The sequence below is a fragment of the Acinetobacter sp. WZC-1 genome (assembly GCF_052544965.1).
Map to the genome: position 1 here is coordinate 1,193,854 of NZ_CP199370.1, position 26,256 is coordinate 1,220,109.

20 protein-coding genes are annotated in these 26,256 nt (G+C 47.8%); 4 read left to right on the forward strand and 16 right to left on the reverse strand.

What is annotated here, in order from left to right:
• Positions 1 to 2: 2 nt before the first annotated feature.
• The 14 genes from tolB to ACT6PV_RS05485 all read right to left on the reverse strand — a co-directional run bounded on the left by tolB (position 3) and on the right by ACT6PV_RS05485 (position 17,995).
• The gene (gene tolB / locus ACT6PV_RS05420; RefSeq protein WP_445115430.1) at positions 3 to 1,286 is read right to left on the reverse strand and encodes a Tol-Pal system beta propeller repeat protein TolB; all 1,284 of its coding nucleotides are present in this window, start codon (positions 1,284 to 1,286) and stop codon (positions 3 to 5) included.
• Between the two features lie 231 nt (positions 1,287 to 1,517).
• Positions 1,518 to 2,855 carry a cell envelope integrity protein TolA gene (gene tolA / locus ACT6PV_RS05425; protein WP_445115431.1) on the reverse strand — a complete coding sequence of 446 codons (1,338 nt, stop codon included), beginning with the start codon at positions 2,853 to 2,855 and terminating at the stop codon, positions 1,518 to 1,520.
• Positions 2,856 to 2,858: 3 nt separating this feature from the next.
• Positions 2,859 to 3,308 (reverse strand): protein TolR, encoded by a 450-nt coding sequence (gene tolR / locus ACT6PV_RS05430; protein WP_445115432.1) that lies wholly within the window; start codon positions 3,306 to 3,308, stop codon positions 2,859 to 2,861.
• Positions 3,308 to 4,006, reverse strand: a complete 699-nt coding sequence (gene tolQ / locus ACT6PV_RS05435; protein WP_445115433.1) for a protein TolQ — start codon at positions 4,004 to 4,006, stop codon at positions 3,308 to 3,310. Before tolQ ends, tolR begins: the two co-directional genes overlap by 1 nt.
• Positions 4,007 to 4,030: 24 nt before the next feature.
• Positions 4,031 to 4,438 carry a tol-pal system-associated acyl-CoA thioesterase gene (gene ybgC, locus ACT6PV_RS05440; RefSeq protein WP_445115434.1) on the reverse strand — a complete coding sequence of 136 codons (408 nt, stop codon included), beginning with the start codon at positions 4,436 to 4,438 and terminating at the stop codon, positions 4,031 to 4,033.
• 221 nt (positions 4,439 to 4,659) lie between these two features.
• Complete coding sequence (locus tag ACT6PV_RS05445; RefSeq protein ID WP_445117039.1) at positions 4,660 to 6,666, reverse strand: esterase/lipase family protein; 2,007 nt, start codon at positions 6,664 to 6,666, stop codon at positions 4,660 to 4,662.
• Positions 6,667 to 6,795: 129 nt separating this feature from the next.
• Positions 6,796 to 7,710 (reverse strand): ABUW_2363 family tetratricopeptide repeat lipoprotein, encoded by a 915-nt coding sequence (locus ACT6PV_RS05450; RefSeq protein WP_445115435.1) that lies wholly within the window; start codon positions 7,708 to 7,710, stop codon positions 6,796 to 6,798.
• Positions 7,711 to 7,823: 113 nt separating this feature from the next.
• Entirely contained in the window at positions 7,824 to 8,639 is an 816-nt protein-coding gene (gene cysE / locus ACT6PV_RS05455; protein WP_445115436.1) for a serine O-acetyltransferase, read from the reverse strand.
• On the reverse strand, positions 8,632 to 9,474 hold the full coding sequence (locus ACT6PV_RS05460; protein WP_445115437.1) for an RNA methyltransferase: 843 nt from the start codon (positions 9,472 to 9,474) through the stop codon (positions 8,632 to 8,634). Before ACT6PV_RS05460 ends, cysE begins: the two co-directional genes overlap by 8 nt.
• A gap of 15 nt (positions 9,475 to 9,489) precedes the next feature.
• The gene (dnaE, locus tag ACT6PV_RS05465; protein ID WP_445115438.1) at positions 9,490 to 13,059 is read right to left on the reverse strand and encodes a DNA polymerase III subunit alpha; all 3,570 of its coding nucleotides are present in this window, start codon (positions 13,057 to 13,059) and stop codon (positions 9,490 to 9,492) included.
• 622 nt (positions 13,060 to 13,681) lie between these two features.
• The gene (locus tag ACT6PV_RS05470; RefSeq protein ID WP_445115439.1) at positions 13,682 to 14,746 is read right to left on the reverse strand and encodes an asparaginase; all 1,065 of its coding nucleotides are present in this window, start codon (positions 14,744 to 14,746) and stop codon (positions 13,682 to 13,684) included.
• Between the two features lie 150 nt (positions 14,747 to 14,896).
• Complete coding sequence (gene ruvB, locus ACT6PV_RS05475; protein WP_445115440.1) at positions 14,897 to 15,901, reverse strand: Holliday junction branch migration DNA helicase RuvB; 1,005 nt, start codon at positions 15,899 to 15,901, stop codon at positions 14,897 to 14,899.
• 13 nt (positions 15,902 to 15,914) lie between these two features.
• Complete coding sequence (ruvA, locus tag ACT6PV_RS05480) at positions 15,915 to 16,517, reverse strand: Holliday junction branch migration protein RuvA (protein WP_445115441.1); 603 nt, start codon at positions 16,515 to 16,517, stop codon at positions 15,915 to 15,917.
• A 137-nt stretch (positions 16,518 to 16,654) separates the two neighbouring features.
• Entirely contained in the window at positions 16,655 to 17,995 is a 1,341-nt protein-coding gene (locus tag ACT6PV_RS05485; RefSeq protein WP_445115442.1) for a deoxyguanosinetriphosphate triphosphohydrolase, read from the reverse strand.
• A gap of 348 nt (positions 17,996 to 18,343) precedes the next feature.
• On the opposite strand from ACT6PV_RS05485, the gene purL reads away from it, so the two are divergent.
• The 3 genes from purL to ACT6PV_RS05500 all read left to right on the forward strand — a co-directional run bounded on the left by purL (position 18,344) and on the right by ACT6PV_RS05500 (position 23,657).
• Positions 18,344 to 22,180, forward strand: coding sequence for a phosphoribosylformylglycinamidine synthase (purL, locus tag ACT6PV_RS05490; protein WP_445115443.1), 3,837 nt, complete (start codon positions 18,344 to 18,346; stop codon positions 22,178 to 22,180).
• A 252-nt stretch (positions 22,181 to 22,432) separates the two neighbouring features.
• Complete coding sequence (locus tag ACT6PV_RS05495) at positions 22,433 to 23,119, forward strand: O-methyltransferase (protein ID WP_445115444.1); 687 nt, start codon at positions 22,433 to 22,435, stop codon at positions 23,117 to 23,119.
• A gap of 223 nt (positions 23,120 to 23,342) precedes the next feature.
• Positions 23,343 to 23,657 carry an NGG1p interacting factor NIF3 gene (locus ACT6PV_RS05500; RefSeq protein ID WP_445115445.1) on the forward strand — a complete coding sequence of 105 codons (315 nt, stop codon included), beginning with the start codon at positions 23,343 to 23,345 and terminating at the stop codon, positions 23,655 to 23,657.
• Between the two features lie 232 nt (positions 23,658 to 23,889).
• Here the strand turns inward: ACT6PV_RS05500 and ACT6PV_RS05505 are convergent, their stop codons facing one another.
• On the reverse strand, positions 23,890 to 24,651 hold the full coding sequence (locus tag ACT6PV_RS05505) for a nitroreductase family protein (RefSeq protein WP_445115446.1): 762 nt from the start codon (positions 24,649 to 24,651) through the stop codon (positions 23,890 to 23,892).
• Between the two features lie 102 nt (positions 24,652 to 24,753).
• Positions 24,754 to 25,554: an enoyl-CoA hydratase gene (locus tag ACT6PV_RS05510; RefSeq protein ID WP_445115447.1), complete on the reverse strand. Its 801-nt coding sequence runs from the start codon at positions 25,552 to 25,554 to the stop codon at positions 24,754 to 24,756.
• A gap of 100 nt (positions 25,555 to 25,654) precedes the next feature.
• On the opposite strand from ACT6PV_RS05510, the gene ACT6PV_RS05515 reads away from it, so the two are divergent.
• Positions 25,655 to 26,230 (forward strand): nicotinate-nicotinamide nucleotide adenylyltransferase, encoded by a 576-nt coding sequence (locus tag ACT6PV_RS05515; protein ID WP_445115448.1) that lies wholly within the window; start codon positions 25,655 to 25,657, stop codon positions 26,228 to 26,230.
• Positions 26,231 to 26,256: the final 26 nt, after the last annotated feature.

Sequence of the window (26,256 nt, forward strand, 5' to 3'; positions counted from 1 at the left end):
ATTTATTTGGGTGCCCATGCCGGTTCACGCACTTCGCCCTGTTCACTTGGTAAATTCATGCGGAAGCGGCTATCGGTGGACATAATGGACAATAATCCACGATTGCCTTCACGGGTTGCATAGACCACCATCTGTCCATTGGGTGAAAAGCTTGGAGATTCATCCAGGGTAGTTGGCGTCAGTATATTGGTGATACCGGTCGAAATTTCCTGAATGGCCACTTTATAGTTACTGCCGGATGGGCGGTGTACCAATGCCACATATTTGCCATCTGCACTCAGGGTACCACGTGCATTGAATGCGCCACGGAAGGTCAGGCGCCGGGTACTGCCATCAGCAAAGCTATAGCGGTAAATCTGTGCTGAACCACCCCGATCCGAGGTGAAAATAAAGGATTTACCATCCGGAGCGTAGCGTGCTTCTGTATCAATGGCGCTGTCATTGGTCATGCGTTGCAGCTGGCGTGTACTCAGATCCATCTGATAAATTTCAGGATTACCATGTATGGATGCAGTAAACAGCATGTATTTACCGTCCGGGGAGAAACTCGGTGCGCCATTCAGACCGCGGAATGCAGCCAGTTTTTCACGCTGGCCGGTGGCCAGATCCTGTACATAAATGGCCGGGCGTTTGGTTTCAAAAGAAACATAGGCAATTTTTTTTGCATCCGGCGTCCAGGCCGGTGAAAGAATCGGATCACGTGAGCTGAGTACAGTCTTGGGCCGTTCGCCGTCACTGTCTGCAATCTGCAGGGTGTAACGCTGTTCCGGTGTGGCCGGGTTACGCAGTACATAGGCAATGCGGCCGCTGAAGTCTCCGGGAATCCCCGTCAGTGCCTGGTAAATTGCATCACTGATCATATGCGCCGCTGAACGGACACGTGATGCAGGAACAGTCAGCAGTTCATTCAGCAGAAATTTCTGTTTGTCCACATCATACAGCTGGTATTGCACTGCAAGGCTGCCGTCCGGATTCGGTTTGACATTGCCTAAAACCACATAGGGAACACCGGCAGCTTTCCATGCCTCTGCATTGACATTGTTTAAACTGGCGGTTGCAGGTAAATTTTTTGAAGCACTGGTAAAGCGTCCAGAGCGGTTCAGGTCATTTTCCACAATGGGATAAATGGACTGATCACCACTGAAGGGCACGATGGCAATTTTAGGGGCCTGTTCCGGTGCCTTGGCAATTTCTAAATGAAGTTGTGCATATGAGGTTGTAATTACGGCAGGGCTGAACGCTGCGATAATTGCCAGACCTAAAAAATGTTTAGACGTGATTTTCATTGGGCGCCATGTACTCAAATACGGGTTTTTCGTTGGTTTTAGCTTTGTAACATACAGACATGATTTTAATCTATATAAAGCATGTAAATATGAATCTAAGATGAATTTTTATTCAGTCATAAAATTTGTAGATCCATCTTAAGGTTCTTATGGACAACTCTGCCGGTGAAACCTGATGTCTGAATAAGCATTCACCCTGTCGGGACAGGGTGAATGCAGAGTTAACTGGTTTTATTTAACTGTAAATGATGAGCTGAAGCTTTTGGCTTCACGTCGTGCATCGGGGTCCGAAGGCATCGGATAAGGCGCTGCTGCACGGACAGCCTGTTCCACACTGGCTTTCACGTCTGGATCAGATGCATTGACAACGACAGAGGCGACAGCTCCACTATCTGTTAAAGTTACACGAGCAGTTGCTTTCTGTCCTGAAGAGCCTGGTGGCATCCGCCATGCACCTTTGATTTTGTTCTCAAAATCACGTTTGGCAGAAGATGCAATTTTTCGGACTTCAGCTTTTTTATTGGCCGCGTCTTCTGCTGCTTTTTTGGCAGAAGATGCTTTTGCTTCTGCATCTGCCTGTTCTTTTGCGGCAGCATCTGCTTTGGCTTTTGCAGCAGCGTCAGCTTTGGTTTTTGCAGCAGCATCTGCTTTGGCTTTTGCGGCAGCATCTGCTTTGGCTTTTGCAGCAGCGTCAGCTTTGGCTTTTGCAGCAGCATCTGCTTTGGCTTTTGCGGCAGCATCTGCTTTGGCTTTTGCAGCAGCGTCAGCTTTGGCCTTTGCAGCAGCGTCAGCTTTGGCTTTTGCAGCAGCGTCAGCTTTGGCCTTTGCAGCAGCGTCAGCTTTGGCTTTTGCAGTGGCATCCGCTTTGGCTTTTTCGGCAGCATCTGCTTTGGCTTTTGCAGCAGCGTCAGCTTTGGTTTTTGCAGCAGCATCAGCTTTAGCCTTTGCAGCGGCATCCGCTTTGGCTTTTGCAGTGGCGTCAGCTTTAGCCTTTGCAGCAGCTTCAGTCTTGGCCTTTGTCGCGGCATCTGCTTTGGCTTTTGCAGCAGCGTCAGCTTTGGCTTTTTCGGCAGCATCTGCTTTAGCCTTTGCAGCGGCATCCGCTGCCGCTTTTGCTTCAGCGTCCGCCCGGGTTTTTTCCGCAGCTGTTTTCGCCTGTCGGGCTTTTTCTGCAGCGTCCGCTCTGGCTTTCTCAGCCGCTTCTGCTTTGGCCTGAGCCTGTCTTGCTTCTACGGCTTTTGCTTCTGCCAGTGCTTTTTGCATATCCGCTTTTGGTTGCTGAACAGGTTGTGCAGCAGCAACAGGAATTTCAGGTGCAGTCTGATCAGGCTCAGCTGTCTGCTGGACATGCTCTGCAACCTGAGTGTCGGCTGTTTCGGTGGAATCTGTCTGTTGTAGTGGAGCCAGGTCCTCCGGTTTCACCAGAACAGTTTTGATGGGTCTGGGCGGTTCAGGGGGCTTACTCATTCCCAGAAAAAGTAAAGCTGTAATCGCTACTATATGGACCCCGATGGTAAATCCAAGTGCAATTTTTTTTTCTGTGGATTGTGGCTGCGTGAGATCTTTCATATGTTACTTTACTGGCTTGGTCAGTAATCCAACCTGGGTTAATCCGGCATCCTGTAATGTTGCCATCAGGCTCATGACATCGCCATAGGCCCGGGATTTATCGCCATTGATCATCACCGTCAGTTGATGTTTATTTGCTTCAGCTTCTGATTGCGCTGTGCTTAAAACTTCCTGGAGCTGTTCCAGGGATAATGCTTCATCCCGATGCTCCTTATAAGTCAGCAGAATTTTACCGCTCGCATCCAGTGTCACCATGGCCGGTGCATCTTTTGATTCAATCGGGTTGTTATTTGCCTGCGGTAAATCGACATCAACCCCGGTGGTAATCATGGGTGCTGTGACCATAAAAATGACCAGCAGAACCAACATCACGTCGATATACGGGACGACATTCATATCACTTTTCAGGGGCTTTTTAATACGCTCAAAGCGTCCGGATCGTTGAATCGCCATCAGTCATTTTCCTGTGCAGATCCCACAGACTGACGTTGCAGCAGCGCCACCATTTCCTCGGCAAATAAAGCACGATCAGAGTAAATTTCTTCGCTTTTAGCGGTGTAGTGGTTAAAGGCCAATACGGCAGGAATTGCTGCAAATAGACCAATGGCTGTTGCAATCAGCGCCTCGGCAATGCCTGGTGCCACAGTTGCCAGTGTGACCTGATCAACCTGTGCCAGGCCAATAAAAGCATTCATAATGCCCCAGACCGTGCCGAATAAACCGACATAGGGAGCAACGGAACCGATACTGGCCAGTGCACTTAAACCCTGTTCCAGACGACTCTGGTCACGACTGAGACCGACCCGTAAAATACGTTCTGTGCCTTCAATCATCGGTGTGGTTTCAGCATGTCGTTTTTTCAGTTTTAAAAATTCGCCTAAACCCTGATAGAAGATATCTTCCAGGCCTTCGCGCTTTGAATTCAGCTGGGCATTATTAAACAGGGTATTCAGTTCTGCACCGGACCAGAAAATTTTCTGAAAGTGTTCATCCTGCTGACTGGCTTTTTTATATCCCATGTGCATTCTGGCAATCAGATACCAGCTGAACAGAGAAGCCAGCACCAGCACCAGCATGACCAGTTGAACCACAGGGCTGGCCTGTAAAATTAAATCAGAAACGTGAAGAGAAGATTCGATGTGTGTTGCCATAATTACATGTGCCAATGATGTTTTTTATTCATGATTTAAGGTTTTCTGAATTAAATCACGGATTTGCTCAGGAATTCTGCGGGGTTTCATTTCTGCGCTGATACATGCCAGTTCCACCTCGCCGGAAGCAAGCATGATTTCACCACGATAAATATCCTGTTGCAATACAAATGACGTAGCTTTACACGAAACTACACTTGCTGTAACAGTAATAAAATCATCCATCAGAATGGGTCTTGAGTACTTCAGCGCAATTTTATGTACCACAAAGCCATAATCTTTCTGATGCCAATAGTGATCTATGCCCGAGGCACGCAGCCATTCGGTGCGGGCACGTTCCATAAAACGGATATGATTGGCATGGTAAACAATTCCTCCGGCATCAGTATCTTCAATATATACGCGGAGCTGGAATTCAAATCTGTTTGCCATGATACGGTCCCATTTTTGACATAAATGATGGAGTGCATGCGGGGCAAGCCAACAGGTATTTTTTCAGCCCGATGAACTAAAATCTGTATGGAATCATACGCCGCAGGGCATGACAGTTTAGCATAATGTCATTTTTATGGCATGGCACAAGGGATCAAAGTGATGCAGTATTGCTGTAAAAAAACCTGATGATCCTGGGTCTGCCGGTGTACAGCCCAGGTCTATTTATACAGGCCCAGCTGGTTCAGATGCAGTCTGAGAATTCGTCTTAACTCCAATACTGCCTCCGGAGTTTCCTGAATGGAATGTCCGCCTTTGATGATTTTTTCGGAAACGGCGCCGTCCAGATGTGAGCTGGTATAAGGCACAATGCCATCTGTCATGACCTTTGGATCATGGCTATTGGTAATATTTCCCATAATGGAGTGATAAACCATGCCATTTTTTGGCATGATATTTTCTGTCAAATGGGTGAATTTAGAGTTGTGACTCAGGTCACTTGGACCATTTTGTACCAATCCCTGGCCGGCATCTTTCAGTAGGTTTCTGATATCCATATCCTTGTCATCGACTGCATCTGCAAGGGCACCCAGGAATGCGCCCGGTAATTTAATAATCCTGCGTGCGGCCAGGGTAAACCATCGGTCAGCAAAATCTGTACCCCGGTGTGGCGAGGCAATAAAGATGGCCCGGCTGAAGTTTGGCACTGAATTGATTTGCAGTCGTTCCATCAGCACTTGATTTTTCTGAAACTGGCTGATCTGGTGGTTTTTCATCATTTTTATGGCCGGCTGAGTCAGGTTTGCGTCACTGACCAGTAAACGGGCAATAATTCCGCCCATACTGTGACCGATGAGTACCGCATCCCTGACTGAAGATGAATTCTGGTCCAGCGAGTTAAAGGTCTGATTAATGATGGTATTAATCTGGAATCGGCTTTCCAGGATCGGCATATTGGTGGAATAAAAAATCTGCCAGACCTGATAGTGATCACGCAGCACAGGATCACCCATGACATCATTGGTCAGTCGGATCCAGGCTTCCGGACTGCTGGCCAGGCCATGAATCAGTACAATCACTTTTTTCTGGGGATTATAGGGTTCGAGCATGTATAAATGTGGCATGGTCAGACGTTTATCCCGGTCAATTAAACTGAGATAAGCGGCAATGCCCAGATTATTTTCTGCCAGCCACAGGCCGTAGGGCGCAGAAAAGTTGGCTGCCAATGGGTAATCCTTTGCGCCGACTTTCAGGCTGCTGACGCTGTAGGGGTCAAAAACTTTCAGCTGAAAATCAGGACTGTTTAAAATACTGTCAACCGATTGCTTCGCATTGACAGGCTCTGCCGTGATGGTGACAGATAAATACCGGGGCGGATGAATGTTGGGGTTGATGCCGTTCTGATACCGATGATGTACCGGATCAATAATATATTTATCTTCTTCGGGTGCTTTTGAGTCCGGCAGAATGGCAACAAATTCAGCACCGAAACCATCCCTGCGGTTAATGGACCGTAAACCTGAAAAGTTAAAGTTATAGCTGGAGAGCAGACTGTCCAGTGTAGTATGGGCCAGTTGTGGATAGTTTTCATAATCAATCAGGTAGGTACTTTGACCAACCTGAATCTGTTTTCTGACTTTCTGATCCTGGTGCCGCAGATAATAGGTGCTGATCAGTCTGGCGAGTGCCTGATTATAAAAGTCACGGATCTGAACCTGTCTGTTATCAAAAATCCGGTCCTGAGGATGACGTTTACTCTTAAACAGGTAGGCATAACTATAACGGATGCTTTTATCCAGTAAGTTCATCTGTTCATCCAGGCACTGATGATAACTTTGCTGATCAGCCTGTTGTTTTTCCCTGGACTGATGCCTGGACAATAAACCCATTTTACAGCTTGAAGATGTGCCGAGGGCCAGCGCTTTGGTCAGATAAATTTCGCTGGCGGTGGAAAGCAGCTGTTCATCCTGAATCTGTGGGATTTTTTCCAGTTCCTGTACGCAGTTGACAGGATTTTCAGTACAGACCTTTGCTTCACGACCGGTCATGGACAGTACATTCAGGCTGGCTTCACTCATTCTGGAGCGTGTCAGAATGCTGTCCCGCTCATTGGCCAGCGTTACGTTGACCTTCTGGTTTTTGACGCTGACCACCTGACAACCGCTGAATGCCATGGTGGCGACAACAGCAATGGAGGCAAGCAGAATATTTTTTTTGGAATGCTGCATACTGATCTTGAGAGAGAAGGTCGAGGGTAATGCTGTGATCATACGATATTCAGCAGAGATTGCAATTTGCTGATCAAAAAAATAGACTGAATGTTCAGTCTATTTTTTCATCAGTGTTGTCAGGCCCGGTTATGGCTGTGCCGGGGTTTTCAGAACCTGCCATACATTATAGCGGCCCTGTTTTTCAATTTCCTGAATCAGACGGTCTGCTACTTCGGCTTCGTCAGGGTATTTGACTTTGTAGTTTTTTAAGGTCTGGATGGCATTTTTCTTTTGTTCCATGCCAATGTAGTTGTTGGCAGCAGACAGATAAGCTTCCTGAACACCTGCTTTCATGGCTTTATCCAGATAAGGCACGGCTTCTTTCTGGCCACCGCCCTCAGATAAAGAGAAACCGAACCATAGGTTGGCTTCAGGATCATCTTTATTGAGTTTTAAAATGCGCTGTGCATAGGCCAGTGATTTGGTGGTGTAGCTGGACCCCAGATCCAGGTTGCGCCCCAGCACACTTGCCTTGAACGCACGGATGAGGATATCAAAAGAGGCGTTATCCTTTGCGGCCAGACCGTCCAGCTGTGTAGAGACTTCCTTGAGTTTACTTTCAAAGCCCTTGCGTTCCTGACGGTCACTGAACTGCGGTGGATAGTGTCGTGCCTTGGCTTCCACCATCTGTAAAAAGTCATCAATACTGGTGATATCCATTTCATTTTCACCGGCCAGTACCGCATAGCTCATGGTTCGCTGGTTATTGTTGACTGTCGGGATAATCAGCTTGTTGGTGTCCAGCAGCAGTTTATTGCCAGGGTTTTGCGGATCAGTCACTTCCATTTTATTGACAGGTTCAGCCGCAGCTTTTTTCAGGGCCAGTTCAAAAGCCGGTGGCTGGTCATAATTAAAGGGATTCAGTGGGTAGAAGGCCGATGTCAGGTCAGGTTCCGTGTAGACGATAGGGTCATTATTAATGTTATTCTGTTTAACGGGGGTACTGCACGCTGTCAGGGTTGATGCTGCAATCAAAGCGTACGCCAACGGCTTAATCGTCATATGTTTTATCCGGGAATAGATGTTGTATAGGTGAAAAAATGCATGTTCAACAGTCTAAAAAAAGAAAATTGAACATGCAACTTGAAAAGCATTTTGTTATTAAAAATTATACATTAGGCTTTGGATTGGCTATTCTGAGCTTCACATTCACGCCTGACTTCTTCAATAATCTGTAATTCTTCCTGACTATAGGGTTGTTGTTCATCCTGGGGCCGTTTTTTAAAAGTCGGATCCAGCAGTGACAAACGTTCACATAAGTTATTCATGCGTTTTTCATTCTGTTGTAATCGGTCCAGTAACACCCGTAAACCTTCCAGCACCGGGTCAGATTGATCCTGTGTAGCAGCATAGGGTTGAAAGCCGATACTTTCAGCATAGTCACGACGCCGTGCTTCCTGCTCATTTTCAGCTGTTTTAACCGGGGAGATAAACCGGGCCGGACTGCCGACTGCAGTCACACCTTCGGGGACAGCTTTGGTTACTACTGCATTGGAACCGACTTTGGCATTTCTGCCAACGGTAAATGGCCCCAAAATTTTGGCTCCTGCACCGACAATGACACCATCTTCGAGGGTTGGGTGGCGCTTGCCTTTATCCCAGGTGGTCCCGCCCAGGGTCACCCCATGATAAAGCGTGACATCATCACCAATTTCTGCGGTTTCACCAATCACCACACCCATGCCGTGATCAATAAAAAAACGCCGGCCGATTTTCGCACCGGGGTGAATTTCAATTCCGGTTGCAAAACGACTGAAGGAAGAGAGCAGCCGTGCGGTGCCCTTGCAGTCTTTTTTCCACAACTCGTGTGCAAGGCGATGCATGAACACTGCATGAACCCCCGGGTAGGTGGTCAGTACTTCCAGCATATTCCGTGCCGCAGGATCGCGTGCGAATACAGCCTGTATATCTTCTTTGAGCTGTTTAAGCATTGGGTTGATCCTCATCTGGTTGTGATTTTTTCCATGTGCCGTTGTTAAGCGCCTGCACCCGGCTGAATATGCCACGGAGTAAATGATATTCCATACGATCCAATTGTATACGACCAAATAATCGACGCAAGCGTAAAGGAAGTAATCTTGGATTATCTGGATCCATAAATTCAATATCAGCCAGCATGTTTTCCAGGTGTGGATAAAACTGCTGCATTTGCTGCTGGGTCACCAGTGGTTCGTCCCAGCGCATGGCCTGCTCATCGGTCACCGGCATGTCGGCCTGATCATCCACTTGTTTATCAGTCAGGGCAAGGGTGGCCATACGCATTTCATAACATAAAATCTGAATGGCCTGTGCGACATTCAGCACGCCATAATCGGTATTGACCGGAATGGTGACATGATAATTGGCCAATGCAAGCTCTTCATTGGTCAGGCCACGGTCTTCCCGACCAAAAACAATGGCAATTTCCTGTTGCTGGCGGATAACGGCCTGCATCGATTTCAGGGCAGCAGGACGGACTTCAAGCAGAGGCCAGGGAATGGTCCGGTTCCGGGCGCTGGTACCAAACACCAGCTGACAGTCCTGAATGGCATCTTCAAGAGAATCCGTGATCTCAATCTGTTCAATCAGATCTGTTGCACCGGCCGCCAGGGCGTCGATATCCGGATGCGGATAGGTTTTCGGTGCCACCAGTACCAGCCGGGATAATCCCATGGTTTTCATGGCGCGCAGGGCACTGCCAATATTGGCTGGCAGCGTGGTGTTAACCATGACAATACGTACATGACTCAAATGCGCTGAAACGGCTGCATTGTCAATAAGATCCATAATATGTTCCGGAATTTAAGAGTACTGACCAGTTTCAGCCTGATACTGATCCATGGCATCGTCCATGCTCATGTCGACGGGCGGAGCCGCCGGCATGGATGCAGGCAGTGAGGGTTCTGCAGACCTGGCCGCCCTGGATTTGACCTGATATTCAATATGAATGGCTTCCTTGCCAAAATACTCGCGCAGGGCATAGAGAAGCTCATCCAGCGGTGCCACCTTCCATTGCTGTGCCAACTGTAATTCAGCCGTTGCATAGTCATAATCCAGTTGAATCTGTACTGGAATATGCTGACACATATCCACATTGCAAAAGGGCAGCAGTATTTTTTTCAGTTCTGAGGCCAGGCTGTTAGTGATCACCTCCGGAGGCAGGGAAATCGCAATGTGGCTGGCCCGTTTCTGGCGGATTTCATTTAAGCTGAAGGCTTTGTTCAGGCGGCCCATCGGGCGGTCAAAACCTTCACGTTCGTAAATTTCGCCTTCAACCACCACCACTTTTTCATTCTGAATAATCTCTCTGAAACGCTGAAAACGCTCATGATTTGCAGAGACTTCTATGCGTGCGGTTCCATCGTCCAGGGTGATCATCATTCGGTTCGGGAAATTGGCAACATCCACCACCAATCCGGCAAAAACCGTGGTGACACCACGGCGGGTCGGTGTCAGTTCATTAATCCGGACCGGAACGAACGCTTTCAGTTCAGGGCGATACATATCAATCGGGTGACCGGTCAGATAAAGTCCCAGCGTGTCTTTCTCACCTTTCAGGCGGACTTCATCACTCCAGGGCTTCACCGGTTTTGCCGGTTTGCGCTGAATTTCTTCCACCTCACCAAATAAATCCATCATACCGGTTTCCCGGTTGGAACGGGCCTGTTCAGCGGCCTGGACGGCTTCCGGTAACTGCGCCATCAGACTGGAACGTTCAATGCGCAGGCAGTCGAGTGCACCGGCACGGATCAGTGCTTCCAGTGTGCGCTTGTTGATTTTTTTAAGATCAATCCGGTGACAGAAATCGAACAGGTCTGTATAGGGACCATCCTGCATGCGTGAGTCAATCACCGATTGCATGGCCTGTTCACCTACGCCCTTAATCGCACCCAGACCATAGACAATGGTTTTTTCATCACTGGCATGGAACTGATACAGCGACATATTAATGGAAGGTGGCAGCACCGCCAGCTGGTTGTTCCGGCAGTCATCAATCAAAAATACCACGTTATCGGTATTCTGCATTTCCGAGGACAGCACAGCCGACATGAATTCAGCCGGGTAATAGGCTTTGAGCCAGGCGGTCTGATAAGCCACCAATGCATAGGCTGCAGCATGGGACTTGTTAAAGCCATAGCCGGCAAATTTTTCCATATAGTCAAAAATATGATTGGCAGTGGCTTCGTCAATCTGTTTGGTTGCTGCGCCTTCAATGAAAATCTGACGCTGCTTGACCATTTCCTCGGGTTTCTTTTTACCCATGGCACGACGAAGCATATCTGCACCGCCCAGGGTATAGCCGGCGCAGTATTGTGCGGCCTGCATCACCTGTTCCTGATACACCATAATGCCGTAGGTGGGTTCCAGTACACCTTCCAGTAAGGGGTGTAAGTACTCAAACTCACCACCATGCATCCGATGGATAAAATCTGGAATCAGATCCATCGGACCTGGACGGTACAGGGAAACGAAGGCAATAATTTCCTCAAATTTGCTGGGACGGGCTTCTTTCAGCATTCGTTTCATGCCGGTGGATTCAAATTGAAAGATTGCCGTGGTATTGGCATCTGCAAAAATTGAATAGGCTTTGGGATCGTTCAGTGGAATATGGGCAATATCCACTTTCTGCTGATCTGGTGGTATCTGTTTATTAATATTCTGTACAGCATCTTCAATGACGGTCAGATTACGCAACCCCAGAAAGTCAAATTTTACCAGTCCGGCTGCTTCGACATCGTCCTTGTCAAACTGAGCCACCCGGTTGGTGCCATCTGCATCACAGAGTACCGCAGAGTAATCAGTAATTTTACTCGGGGCAATGACGACACCGCCGGCATGTTTGCCGATATTGCGGGTAATGCCTTCAAGCTTAAGCGCCATTTCCCATATTTCGGCTGCATCGTCATAATCCGGGTTGGATGGGTTGGTGACAATATCCTTTAATTGTGGCTCCATTTCAATGGCGCCACGTAAATCCACTCCCAGCGGCTTGGTTGGAACCATTTTGGAAATCCGGTCGGCCAGACCATAGGACTTACCCAGTACCCGGGCAACATCACGAATGGCGCCTTTGGCCGCCATGGTCCCAAAGGTGGCGATCTGTGAAACCGCTTCCCGGCCATACTGACGGGAGACATAGTCAATGACCCGGTCCCGGCCGGCGATACAGAAATCCACGTCAAAGTCCGGCATGGAGACACGTTCCGGGTTTAGAAAACGTTCAAACAGCAGGTCGTAGCGCAGCGGGTCCAGATCGGTAATTTTCAGACTGTAAGCCACCAGTGAGCCGGCACCCGAACCACGGCCCGGACCAACCGGAACGCCATTGTTTTTTGACCACTGGATAAAGTCCATGACGATCAGGAAGTAACCCGGGAAACCCATTTTCAGGATAATATCAATTTCGTAGGCAATTCGTTCATCATAAGGCTTACGGACATCCGGCCAGTCTTCATCCCGTTCCGCAGGGGGATAAAGAAAATTCAGGCGCTCTTCCAGACCTTCCCGGGAAATATGGGCAAAGAAGCTATCAATGGTATAACCGTCCGGAATGGGATAATCCGGTAGATCGTTAAAGCCCAGTCGTAAATTGACATTACAGCGTCGGGCAATCTGCCAGCTGTTTTCAATGGCACTCGGGATGTCTGAAAATAACGCCACCATCTGTGTGGCAGTCTTGAAATATTGTTCAGTGCTGTATTGTTTGGGACGACGATTGTCCCCCAGTACATAACCGTCTGCAATACAGACACGGGCTTCGTGGGCTTCATAATCTTCCGGGTGAATGAAATGCACATCATTGTGTGCAACCACACCAATCTGGTATTTAGCCGCCAGTCGGACCGCTTCCTGAATGAACTGTTCTTCCTGGGGACGTCCGGTCCGGGTCAGTGCCAGATAGACCCGATTGCCGAATTTTTCGATCCATGCTTCAAGCAATGGCTCTGCTTTCTGTGGATAGGCAGAGCAAAGCATCTGGCCGACATCACTGTGTAAACCCAGCAGGGCAATCAGGTGCTGGGACTGTTCCAGGATCCAGTCTTTCTGGACGCAGGGAATACTCATCTGCTGGCCTTCTGTGAAGCCACGTGAGACCACTTCGGTCAGACCACGCCAGCCATCATTGTTCATGGCCAGCAGGGTCACTTTATGTTCGGCATCATTTAAGCGCAGGGTACTGCCGAAAATGGGTTTAATGCCCTGGCTCAAACAACTTCTGGAAAATTTAACAGCGGCGTGCAGATTGGACAGGTCAGTAATGGCCAGTGCCGGCATGGTGTCACTGGTAGCAGCTTTAATCAGATCAGGCACACGTACAATCGATTCGGTAATCGAAAACTCTGTATGAATACCAAGATGTACAAACTGCATAAATCAATCCTGTGCTGAACCGGCCATTATTTTAGCACGCTCTTTCACGCTCGTGCTGAGGAAACTTGCCTTCAATGCCATAGACAGGGATCAGATACAGTGGCTCGTGTCTGTAATGTGATCAGCTGATCCCGGATGACTTGAAAGGATGATCCGGGAGCATCCGTGCAGCAGTTTATTTTTTTGTTGCAATTACTTGATTCGCAATGTCTTTGATCTGATCCGGCTCAGGGTTTTGAGCATTGGCCTGATCATAATGATGATCATGAACAAAAGTCAGTTTTTCAATTGAATCCGCGGGGAGTTTTTTATATCTGGCTGAGGTTTTGCATCAAGCTAAAAACATAAAAACATATCGTGATTTATGGCATAAAAGGCAGTACAGATGGATTTTATCCTGAATATTTTACTGGTCTCATCCAGACACGGGGCTATCAGCGGTTATTTTTTGCAGGTCTTTGTGTTGCCGGATCATCATGTGGAGAATCGACAACAGCGTGGATCGTCAGACCCTGGCAGCGCTGTATATCATAAAAAATATCTATAACAAAAAAGTGCTGAAATCAGATCAGCACTTTTAAAAGGGGGATTTAAATAGATGAATGGAACATCCGTTACATCATCAGTATTCCCAGAAAATACGCTGGATTTCCTTTGCATCCTTGCCTTTGGTCAGCGCAAGTGCAGCCAGCAGTTTTGCTTTTTGCGGGTTGAAGTCATGCGCAACCACCCAGCCATATTTATCATCCGGTTGCTCAGCATTACGTAATACAAAACCCTGTGGAACACGTGAAGAACGGATAATCTGTACGCCCTGTTGCTGTAATTGGTTCAGCGTGGGTACCAGATAGCCGGCAACTGAGCCATTGCCTGTTCCTGCATTGACAATTGCTTTAACACCGGCTTTGGCATAGGCGAGGTAGGCATCAGGCAGCATATTACCGGAACCATAGACAATCTGTACGGATGGTAATGCGTCACCCTTGATGTCTTCAATATTGAATTCAGAGCTTTTATTGTGTCGTTTGACCGACTGTCTGAACCAGTAAGGCTTGCCTTCCACCAGGGTTCCCAGTGCGCCCCACTGACTGACGAATGCATTGGTGTGAATGTTAATACCCTTGGTCACATCACGGGCTGCAAAAATATCATCATTCATCATGACCAGGGTGCCTTTGCCTCTGGCACTTTCATCTGCTGCCAGTGCAACGGCACTGTACAGGTTTAACGGACCATCTGCGGACAGGGCTGTGGAAGGACGCATGGAGCCGACCACTACAATTGGTTTGTCTGAATGAATGACAAGATTTAAAAAGAATGCAGTTTCTTCCAGTGTGTCTGTGCCATGTGTAATGACAACGCCATTCACATCAGGTTTTTTCAGTAGGTCATTGACCTGACGGGCAAGAGAAAGTAACTCTTTGTCGGTGATGCTTTCTGAGGCAATCTGCAGCGCCTGAACGCCCGTAACATTTGCCAGATTCTGAATCTGCGGTACTGCATCCAACAGAGCGTTGACAGGAACTTTTGCCGCAGTATAGGTTGCACTGTTGGTTGAGCTTGCACCGGCACCGGCAATGGTACCACCTGTTGCCACCACAACCACATTATTTTTTGCATAAAGAGAAAATGGAACCGCAAGCAGGCTGACCGCTAAAGTCAGTGATTTTAAAATTTGAGATGGCATGAAATAAGGTCCTTTTCTGGCAGGGCGGATGAATCTTTGGCCAATGACTCTGACATTGATCTGTTTTAACAAAGGGATATAAAACATCACTGTGGTAATTGAGTCAATGTAAATGAATTCAATTGCCTAAAATTCATCACGTTTTAAGGATCAGTTTTTAGGTTCGGGGGGTGTCATGCCAAATTGTAAATAAGCCTGAGCAGTGGCAATACGTCCTCTGGCGGTACGCATGGCATAGCCCTGTTGAATCAGGTAGGGTTCAATCACATCTTCCAGTGTGCCTGAGTCTTCGGCCATTGCTGCGGCGAGCGCTTCCACTCCGGCCGGGCCACCATCAAAACGTTCCAGTAACATGCTCAGATAACGACGGTCCAGCGTATCCAGTCCGTCCTTATCGACATTCAGCATATCCAGCGCGCGCTGTGCCATTTCCCGGGTAACTTCACCGGTGCCCTTGACCTGAGCATAATCCCGGACCCGGCGTAACAGCCGGTTGGCAATACGTGGCGTACCCCGTGCCCGGCGCGCAATTTCCCGGGCACCTTCCGGGGTGGTCGGCACATTCATTAAGCTGGCTGAACGGGCTACAATATGAGTAAGATCATCAACAGAATAAAACTCCAGCCGTTGCACAATGCCGAAGCGATCCCGAAGTGGAGAAGTCAGTAATCCGGCCCGGGTGGTTGCGGCCACCAGGGTAAAAGGCGGGAGTTCCAGTTTGATGGAACGGGCGGCCGGACCTTCACCGATCATGATATCCAGCTGATAATCTTCCATTGCCGGATAGAGAATTTCTTCAATTACCGGAGAAAGACGATGAATCTCGTCAATAAATAATACATCGCCTTCTTCCAGGTTGGTCAGCATGGCGGCCAGATCACCGGCTCGTTCCAGTACCGGCCCAGAAGTGGATTTCAGATTCCCGCCCATTTCCCGGGCAATAATATTGGCCAGTGTGGTTTTGCCCAGACCCGGTGGGCCAAAGATCAGGGTGTGGTCAAGCGCTTCACCACGACCACGTGCCGCACCAATAAAGATTTCCATCTGCTCACGGACCACCGGCTGACCAATATAGTCCTCCAGTGAGGTGGGGCGAATGGCCCGATCAAAATGATCTTCCGGTTTTTCGGTTCCACTGATGAGACGATCTTGCATAGGATTCTTTTCTTTATTTCATCATTGATTTAAGTGCAGCACGGATAATATCGGCAGATTCGGTAAATTCACTTTTTGCTGCAGCCACTGCTTTTTGTGCTTCAGCCGGTTTATAGCCTAAAGATTGTAAGGCAGCTTCTGCTTCAGCAACAGGAGAATTTGCACTGAACTGGATCTGAGGGGCGGTGGAATTTATCGGAGCTGATCCGCCCGCCAGTGCCTTAAAGCGATCACGCAGTTCAATCATCAGTCGTTCAGCGGTTTTTTTGCCCACTCCAGGCACTTTAATCAGGGTGTTGATGTCTTCACTTTCAACGGTATGAATCAGCAGTTCCACACTCAGTGTGGATAAAATACCCAGCGCCATCCTGGGGCCGACACCATTGACCTTCAGCAGGGTGCGGAAAATGATTTTGTCCTGTGCATGCATAAACCCAAACAGCTGCTGTGCGTCTTCCCGGACCACCAGATGCGTCCACAGTGTAACCTTCTGGCCCTTTTGCAACTGGCAGAAGGTTGACAGCGGGGTGTCAATTTCATAACCGACACCATTGACATTCAACAGGACTGTGGGCGCTTCCAGCGCAAATACTTCACCAATAAGACATCCGATCATTCAATAGATTCACTTTTTGCTGGTTGAATGGTAAGCCGCCCGAAAATGGGTTGATTGACAGCAGTCCATGATTTTGCGGTCAGCTGTTCTGTGGCCAGTGTATTATCAGGGGTTATTATCAATGGATTGCTGTCATATTAAAAGAACCCCACCTTATTTCCCTGTAATTCCTGTGCCAGATTGTAGGCCTGATGATCTGAAAACTTACTGACAATATCCAGCACCTGCATGATATTGTCGTAATGATCATCACTGAAACGTGCACCAAAACGACTGAGAATGGAGCTTAGGCGGCCATCCTTGAAATTCAGCATTTTATTGGGTGTTGTCAGCGGAATAAAGGCATCCAGTATATGCTGTAAGCTCTGGTGCGCAATAATTTCCAGACCTGATTTCTGAGGATGCTCAAATATTTTGTCCCGTGCCAGGTTTTTGGCTTTATTAATCCCGGTGCCAATGTCTCTGCTGCAATATTGCAATAAACTGCCCCTGAGCTGACCGGACAGAATTTCGCTATGGTGTCTGGCAAATGCAGTGGTGACTTCATCCACCAGTCGTTTCATGACCCGTCCACGCAGGGCAGCAATTTTCTGTTGCCAGGTGGTATAGGGCATATTCAGTTCTTCCGGTTGTCCATAGTCCCCAATCAGGTCAAGGAAAATCGGTTCCACTTCCTCATACTGCAGCATATTTAAAATAATGCCGTCTTCCAGATCAATCAGTGCATAACAGATATCATCTGCGGCTTCCAGCAGATAGGTCAGTGGATGACGGCAATAACGATACTCGTCCAGCTGAATCAGACCCAATTGATCGGCAATCTGTCTGAGAATCTCTTTTTCCGCCTGATAACAGCCAAATTTGGCACGTTGGCTGGCCGGCTTATCTCCCTGGGATTCAATGGTTCTGGAGAGCCACGGATATTTCAGATAAGCGCCTAAGGTGGCGTAAGTCAGACGCATGCCACCGTCATTCGGATGGTAATCAATTTTAGTCAGCAGGCGCAGCCCCTGGGCATTGCCTTCAAACTGGCGGACATCGGCCTGTTGTTCCGGACTGAGATCTTTCAGGAAATCGGTATGTGAGGCATCGTCAAACCATTCCCGGATGGCATATTCTCCGGCATGGCCAAAGGGCGGATTGCCAATATCATGGGCCAGACAGGCCGCCTGGATGATGGCACCGACATCGGCCGGTGAGATCCACATCGGCAGTTCATTTTTAATTTTTTCAGCGGCCAGCATTCCCAGTGAACGTCCAATGCAGGACACTTCCAGTGAGTGGGTCAGGCGGGTATGAATGCCGTCATGCTGAGTCAGGGGGTGTACCTGGGTTTTACGGTTCAGCTGCCGGAAGCTCTGAGAAAAAATAATACGATCATAATCTTTATGGAACGGGCTGCGGGCCTGTTCCGAACTTTGCTTTTTACTGCCAATCCGGACGGTGGAAAGCAGTTCCAGCCAGCGCATTTCAGTCATTGATCTTTATTCGTTGATTACCTGTCTGCATCATGCCAGAAAAGCAGGCAAAGTACCAGGCTTGTGCGACACAACTTGTCTTTTTATTGTGGCGGATGCACTATGCCAAAAGACTAGCCCGTTACTGCGATATTTGCACTGTCCCTGAAATTAAGGAACGGGAATCAGGGGAATAAATATCCTGAAATAAAGCAGATTGAAATAAATTGAAAGGATTGAATCTGAAAAACGCCGATTTTTAAAATGGATATGACTAGCTGAAAATATGCTTTCGAAGTAGAATATGCGCTCTCTTCAAGTCACATTGTGGCAAGGTTCACAAGACCTGCCCGTGGAGCCAAGTTCAGCATGTTTATCGTGGCCGGTGCAGCAGCACACTCTACCTTTAAGAAAACCCAATTATTATCACGTCTGACGTCAGTCAGTGCTGTCCAGTCCTGTGATAGCCAGTGGGTTTATCTGTTTGATCAGACGCTGGACGGGCAACAACAGCAATCTGCTTTACAGCTTTTAAATGACGGTGAGTCTTTTGAATTACGCCAGGCGGCCAATGATGAAGTCCAGGTTTTAGTGACGCCACGTATTGGCACAATTTCACCGTGGTCTTCCAAGGCAACTGATATTTTTGCCAGCTGTAATACCCCGGTACACCGCCTTGAACGCGGTGTTTTGTTTACTTTAAAGGGTATTACTGAGGTTTCGGATGAAATAAAACAGATCCTGCATGACCGTATGACAGAAAGTGTTTTCGATCAGGTGGATGACGCTGCTGCATTGTTTCTGGAGACTGAACCGAAGCCATTAAATTCCATTGACATTCTGGGACAGGGCAAAACAGCCCTGGTCAGGGCCAATGCTGAGTTTGGTTTTGCATTGTCGGATCAGGAAATTGATTATCTGACGGAAGCTTTTATTAAACTGGGCCGTAATCCGCATGATATTGAACTGATGATGTTTGCTCAGGCCAACTCTGAGCATTGCCGTCATAAAATTTTCGGTTCCAAATGGACCATTGATGGTGAAGTGCAGCCATTGTCCCTGTTCCAGATGATTAAAAATACCTATAAGGAATCTCCAACCGACGTATTATCCGCCTATAAGGACAATGCATCGGTGATTGTCGGTTTTGACACCCAGCGTTTTTATCCGAAACTGGATGCTGAAACAGGGCACTATATCTATAAATATAAAAGTCAGGCCGCTCATATTCTGATGAAGGTGGAAACGCATAATCACCCGACTGCAATTGCACCATTTGCAGGTGCTGCAACCGGTTCAGGTGGTGAAATCCGTGATGAAGGCGCAACCGGACGTGGCGGTAAACCAAAAGCGGGGCTGACCGGTTTTACCGTATCCAACCTGAATATTCCGGGTTTTGAACAGCCGTGGGAAGACAACTATGGCAAGCCGTCACGCATGGCATCACCGTTGCAGATCATGATTGAGGGTCCTCTGGGCGGCGCTGCGTTTAATAACGAGTTTGGCCGTCCTGCACTGAATGGTTACTTCCGGACCTTTGAACAGAAGGTCAATGGTGAGGTAAAAGGCTTTCATAAACCGATTATGATTGCCGGTGGTTATGGCAACATCCGTCCTGATCATGTGGAAAAGGACGCCATTCAACCCGGCGATTTACTGATCGTACTGGGTGGGCCGGCCATGCTGATTGGGTTGGGTGGTGGTGCAGCCTCTTCTGTGGACAGCGGTAAATTGGGAGAAAAACTCGACTTTGCTTCGGTACAGCGTGAAAACCCGGAAATGGAACGCCGTTGTCAGGAAGTGATTGACAGTTGCTGGCGCATGGAAGACTTTAACCCGATTGTTTCGGTACATGATGTCGGCGCGGGCGGTATTTCCAATGCCATGCCTGAACTGGTCAATGACCATGAACTGGGTGCGGTGCTGGATCTGCGTAAGATTCCATCGCTTGAGCCGGGCATGTCTCCAATGGAAATCTGGTCAAATGAAGCGCAGGAACGTTATGTATTGGCGATTCATCCTGAATCACTGCCTCTGTTTGAATCCATCTGTGCACGTGAACGCTGTCCGTTTGCTGTATTGGGTGAGGCGACCGAAGCCCGTCAGTTAACGGTCGATGATCCACTTTTTGCAAATAAAGCCGTGGATATGCCTATGCAGGTGATGCTGGGGGGGACGCCACGCATGAGTCGTTCATATGAAACGATTGAGCGCAAAGGCAATGACTTTGATGCATCTCAGCTTGATTTAAAGGATGCTATTTTCCGGGTGCTGAAAAACCCGACAGTGGCGTCCAAATCATTCCTGATCACCATTGGTGACAGATCCATTACCGGTATGGTTGCCCGTGATCAGATGGTGGGTCCGTGGCAGATTCCGGTTGCGGATGCTGCAGTCACCACGACCAGCTTACAGGGATATACCGGTGAAGCGATGGCAATGGGGGAGCGGCCGCCGGTTGCATTGCTGAATCCTGCTGCTTCTGCACGACTGGCGGTGGCAGAGGCCATTTCAAATATCATGTGTGCCAGTATTGAACAGATCAGCGACATTAAACTGTCTGCCAACTGGATGGCTGCAGCAGGTCAGAAAGGTGAAGATCAGGCACTGTTTGAAGGTGTTCAGGCCATTGGCATGGACATGTGCCCGGCACTTGGCATTGCCATTCCGGTGGGTAAGGATTCATTGTCCATGCGCACGACCTGGAATGATCAGGGTGAAGATAAAGCGGTGACTTCGCCGATGTCGGGTGTGATTACTGCTTTTGCACCGGTACTTGATGTCCGTAAAACATTGACGCCTGAACTGAAAAAAGTTCAGGGTTCGCTGCTGGTCCGTATTGATTTATCCAGGGGGCAGTTCCGTCTGGGGGCTTCCATCCTGGCACAGGTGTATAAAGCCATTGGTAGCATCACGCCGGATGTGGATAGCTTTGATGATTTCAAGGCCTTCTTTGCCCTGGTTCAGGATTGGAACAACCGTGGTCTGATCCAGGCCTATCATGACATTGGTGATGGTGGTTTACTGGCCACTGTTGCAGAAATGATGTTTGCATCACGTCTGGGGGTTACGCTGCAGGATCAATCCACTACAAGCTTATTTGCTGAAGAAATTGGTGCAGTACTGCAGATTTCTGTGGCGGACTGGGAAGCACTGCAGGCTGAAATTGCTGCATCCAGCCTAAAGGATGCCATTGCCGTTGTGGGCCAGGTCAATGATACAGATGAGTTATCTGTTAATGGTCTGGTACTGGAACGTGCTGAATTACAACGGGCATGGACTGAGGTGTCACACCAGATCCAGCGTTTACGGGACAATGTGGAAACGGCAGATCAGGAATTCTCTCTGATCAGCGATAGTGTACATCAGGGCCTGATTGCAAAACCGACATTTGACTTGAACGAACCTGTTGAAGCACCATTTATTAATTCACGTCGCCCCAATATGGTGATCCTGCGTGAGCAGGGTGTAAACGGTCATGTCGAGATGGCAGCTGCGTTTGACAAAGTCGGTTTTAATACAGTTGATGTCCACATGAGTGATCTGTTTGCCGGCCGTATAGATCTGGATGATTTCGAGGGACTGGTGGCTTGTGGTGGCTTCTCGTATGGCGATGTGCTGGGTGCAGGCGGTGGCTGGGCCAAATCTGTGCTATTTAACCCTAAACTGCGTGATCAGTTCGAAAAATTCTTTCATCGTGATGAAACCTTCAGTCTTGGTGTCTGTAATGGCTGTCAGATGCTGTCACAACTGGCGCCGTTGATTCCGGGGGCGGACAACTGGCCACGGTTCCATCGTAATACTTCAGAAGTATTTGAAGCGCGTGCGGTCAATGTACGCGTTGAAAAATCAGATTCGGTGTTGCTGGAGGGAATGGAAGGTTCAATTCTACCCATTGCTGTTGCGCATGGTGAGGGTCGTGTTGTAGCAGATGCAGACAGCTTTGCTGCCCTGAGTGCCGGGAATCAGGTGATTCTGCGTTATGTAGACAGCCTGGGTAATCCGACTCAGCAATACCCGATGAACCCGAATGGTTCACCGGAAGCCATTTCGGGTGTTACGTCAAAGGATGGCCGTGCCACCATTATGATGCCACACCCTGAACGTAACTTCCGTGCCATTCAGCATTCATGGAAGCCTGAAGAATGGACTGAAGATGGTGCATGGTTACGTATGTTCCGGAATGCCCGTAAATTTATGGGTTAATACCGGGACTTGCTCAGGTGTTTTCTGACTCGTGCTGGTCCGGGAGGCCTGAGTGCAGGCTGCCAGGTTTACAATCCAGGCATTATGTACCCTGTCCCGGTTCTGGCCGGCAGCTGTACTGTGTAATTTTCTGATTGTGTTTTCTGGTATTAAAATCATATTTAAACCGTAAGGAAGGATGGTTTAGTCCGGCTCATATCGCTAATAACTATAAATAACTATGTAGTGCTGAATCACCAGGGGGGATGGTCAATGAGAAAATTTGATTTATCCATTTTAAATGATGCCGTGCTGGAAAAGAAGCTGACCGAGCTTTATCAGGCAGCCTATAAGGAATATGCCGGGATTAACTTATATTTTTTGCCCCGCCTGGCTGAACTGATGAAAACCGGAAATATCCGCTGGAAAGCCAGCGATATTCAGTTTTTTAAGAATAAAATCATCCCAATTGAACCGGAGCAGGGGGTCTGGCTTTATATGCAGATCCGTGCCTTACAAGCGAAATCGGTGCTGGAATTTGGTACATCACATGGCTTTTCCACCATGATTATGGCCAGTGCAGTCAAGGAGAATGGCGGTGGACGTGTCATCAGTACGGAAATATTGCCTGAAAAAGTGGCAATTGCCAGTCAGCATTTAGAGGATACAGGACTGGCTGAATATGTGCATATATTGACGGGCGATGCCTTACAGACACTGCAGAATAGACCGGAAAGCTTTGATCTGGTTTTGCTGGATGGATTTCCTGATCTGGTCTTTGATGTATTTAAAATCATTGAACATAATTTACATGCAGGAAGTTGTCTGATTGTTGATGATGTCGACTTATTCGGGATCAATATGCAGCAGTACCTGGACTATGTACGTCATCATCCGGATTATATTTCTGCGACCCTGCATTTGAAGAAAAAGGTGGAATGGACCATTAAGGTCAAATAATATGCAATTGCCGGGGTCATGATTGCCCGGTTATGCTGAACCTGCAGGCAGGCAACTTTTAACGATAACGTGCATAAAAATATATTGCAGGATCAGGCTGAGTTAAACCATGTCCAGGGGTTGGTGGCCTGAGGTGGTATCCGGGTCATGAACGCGGGTTATTGACTGCCCCGATCGGGGGTGATGAAGGCCTGAAGCGCCTGAATGGAGAGTATCTGTATCCATGCTGAAACTGATCTACTATGTTCCTGAATCCCATCTGGAATCCACTAAAATGGCGATTTTTGCAGCCGGTGCCGGTGCGGTTGGCAACTATGAACACTGTGCCTGGCAGGTATTGGGCATGGGACAGTTCAAGCCTATCAAGGGAGCGAAGCCATTCATCGGTCTGCAGGACATACTGGAGCAAATACCCGAGTGGCGTGTGGAAACCATTGTTTCTGAAGATAAAGCTCCTCAGGTTGCGAGCGCTTTAAAGGCAAGCCATCCCTATGAAGAGCCAGCTTTTGAGTTTATTCAAATGGTCGATGTTCTTTAATGGTGAATCTAAAAATATATTTGATACACGTTAACGTCATTCGCAACTGTTTGAAGCAGGACTTAATTTATCAGATAAAGTTTCTGCGACTAAATTGATAAAAGGCGGAATAGAACGAGTTTTGCGAATGACAATGGTTTTGCTTACTTTTCCCGAAAGAAAAGTAGGTCGAACCGAAGGTTAATCCTGAAATTAAAACTTTAATAAAAGGATTCCATTGAGAAAGTCAATATTAAACCTTCTGAATAAATAAACTGCGGTCAAAGCGGTATTGTGGGAAAAATACACCATCCTCGGCACGTTCACCGGCACCAATCACCATGACAGGATATTGCTGATCATTCAGCTTAAGCAGTTTACGTACCAGCGGTTCATCAAAACCTTCCATCATACAGCTGTCAAAACCATAAGCGCGTAGTGACAGTACAAAGTTTTCACAGGCCAGCGCCGTGGTTTTACTGGCCCAGAGTTTTGCATCGGCCGGATTGAATGCAGTGACTGGCAGTTGCTTATCCATCGTTCGTGCAATTTTGAAAGCAACTTTCTTAAAGTTACCTAAGGTATTCAGATAACCGGTTTTGTAGTTATAGGGAATAAAACGGTAGTATTTTTTGACTGTGGCAGGGGCTTCGGGAAAGGGGAATTCACTGATGTTCCTGCTGGCCATTTCATCTATACGGTCTGTGCGTGCCACACAGACAATCAGCTCGGCGGCTGTTTTTGCAGCCAGTTGACCTAAGCAGGCTTTGACCAGCTGTTTTTTCTTTTCCGGTGTTTTGACTACATAAAATGTCCAGGGTTGCAGGTTGGAAGAGTTCGGCGCAAGTAAGGCCAGATCCAGGCATTCATTCAGCACATGTTCCGGGATGGCCCTGTCGGTAAATTTACGTACAGAACGGCGGCTCTGAATTACCTTGCGGAAGTTTTCAGTATCAATATCCTGCGGTGCAGGTTCGTAGTAACGTTTCTTTTCGGTTTCTGTCTGACGGGTCATATCGGCACACTCATGCATGAATCAATGGGTAAAAGACGGGGAAAAGATTAAGCCACTCAATTATCCATCTGACTGAGCGGCTTTTGATGTATAGCAACTGTATCAGTTAAACTGAGAAAAATCCGGCTTGCGCTTTTGCATGAAAGCGGCAACAGCCTCTGCCATTTCAGGCGATGAGACACGCTTCATAAAGATTTCTGCTTCACTGTCCACACAGTCAATAATGTCCTGCAAGTTGCGTTTCATCAGTGCCTTGGTCTGTCTGATGGACGCCAGTGGCAGTGCTGCCAGGGTTTGTGCCTGTTGCAGTGCGTGTGTGTAGACGTCATCTTCTATGCTGTTGACGATGCCGGCATTCAGGGCTTTGTCACTGTTGAATTTCTGTGCCGTAAATAGCAGTTCAGCGGCTTTGTGGTAGCCGGCTTGCTGAACCAGTAACTGACTTGCAGCGCCTTCAGGTGAAAGACCAAGGCTGACAAAAGGAATCTGGAACAGGGCAGTTGTGTCACTGTACACCAGGTCTGTGTGCAACAGAAGGGTCACACCAATACCAATAGCCACACCACGCACAGCAGCAATTAAGGGTTTGGAAAAACGGGCGGCGGCCTTGAGCAAAACAAAAGGAGGAGCATCACCGGCTTTGCCCTGCACTGGTGACTGAATAAATTTCATAAAGTCCTGCATGTCGTTGCCTGCCGTGAAATCTGCATCGGCACCGCGTAAAATGACCACCCGGACTTTATTGTCCTGATCAGCTTCATCCAGGGCACGGGCGATCCACAAATAAAGTTCGCCATACAGCGCGTTTTTGGCTTCAGGACGGTTAATGGCCAGCATCAGAACGCCATTTTCCAGATTTGCATTTAAATGTTGATGCGGCTGTTGAATACAACTGAGTGTCATCGTACTATCCTTGCTTTAAACCAAATACAATTTTATGTTTTCATTATGTCGCATATTTGAATTTGTGTTGCAACTGATGAGTTCATAAAAAACTAACGCTATGACATACAGCTTCGATTATCTCGTTTATATTGGTCGTTTCCAGCCTTTTCATCTGGCGCATATGCAAACGGTTAAAATTGCATTACAGCAAAGTCATCGGATTATTCTGGCACTTGGTTCCGCACAGCATGAACGCAATATCAAAAATCCCTTTACGGCGGAAGAACGTGAACAGATGATTCTGTCTAATTTTTCGCAGACTAATCAGCAGCGGATTGAGTTTGTTCCTGTCATTGATGTCCATAACGATGAAAAATGGGTTGAACTGTTAAAAAACCTGGTGGCCGCTGTGGTCAGACCTGAGGATAAAGTCGGTTTAATTGGACATTTCAAGGATGAATCCTCCTACTATTTACAGCTGTTTCCAGACTGGGAACTGGTTGAACTGGCCAGTCTGAATAATGCTATTTCGGCGACGCCCCTGCGGGAGGCATATTATCGTGGTGAAATTGTGGAATCCGAGTTTCCGCTGGGGACACGTGATTTTTTACAGAAATTTATGCATACAGAGATTTATCAGCAATTAAAACAGAAATATCTGAGCGATGATCATTCAGATATTCCTGTTGAATAACGTTGGGCCTGAACATCTGATCAATT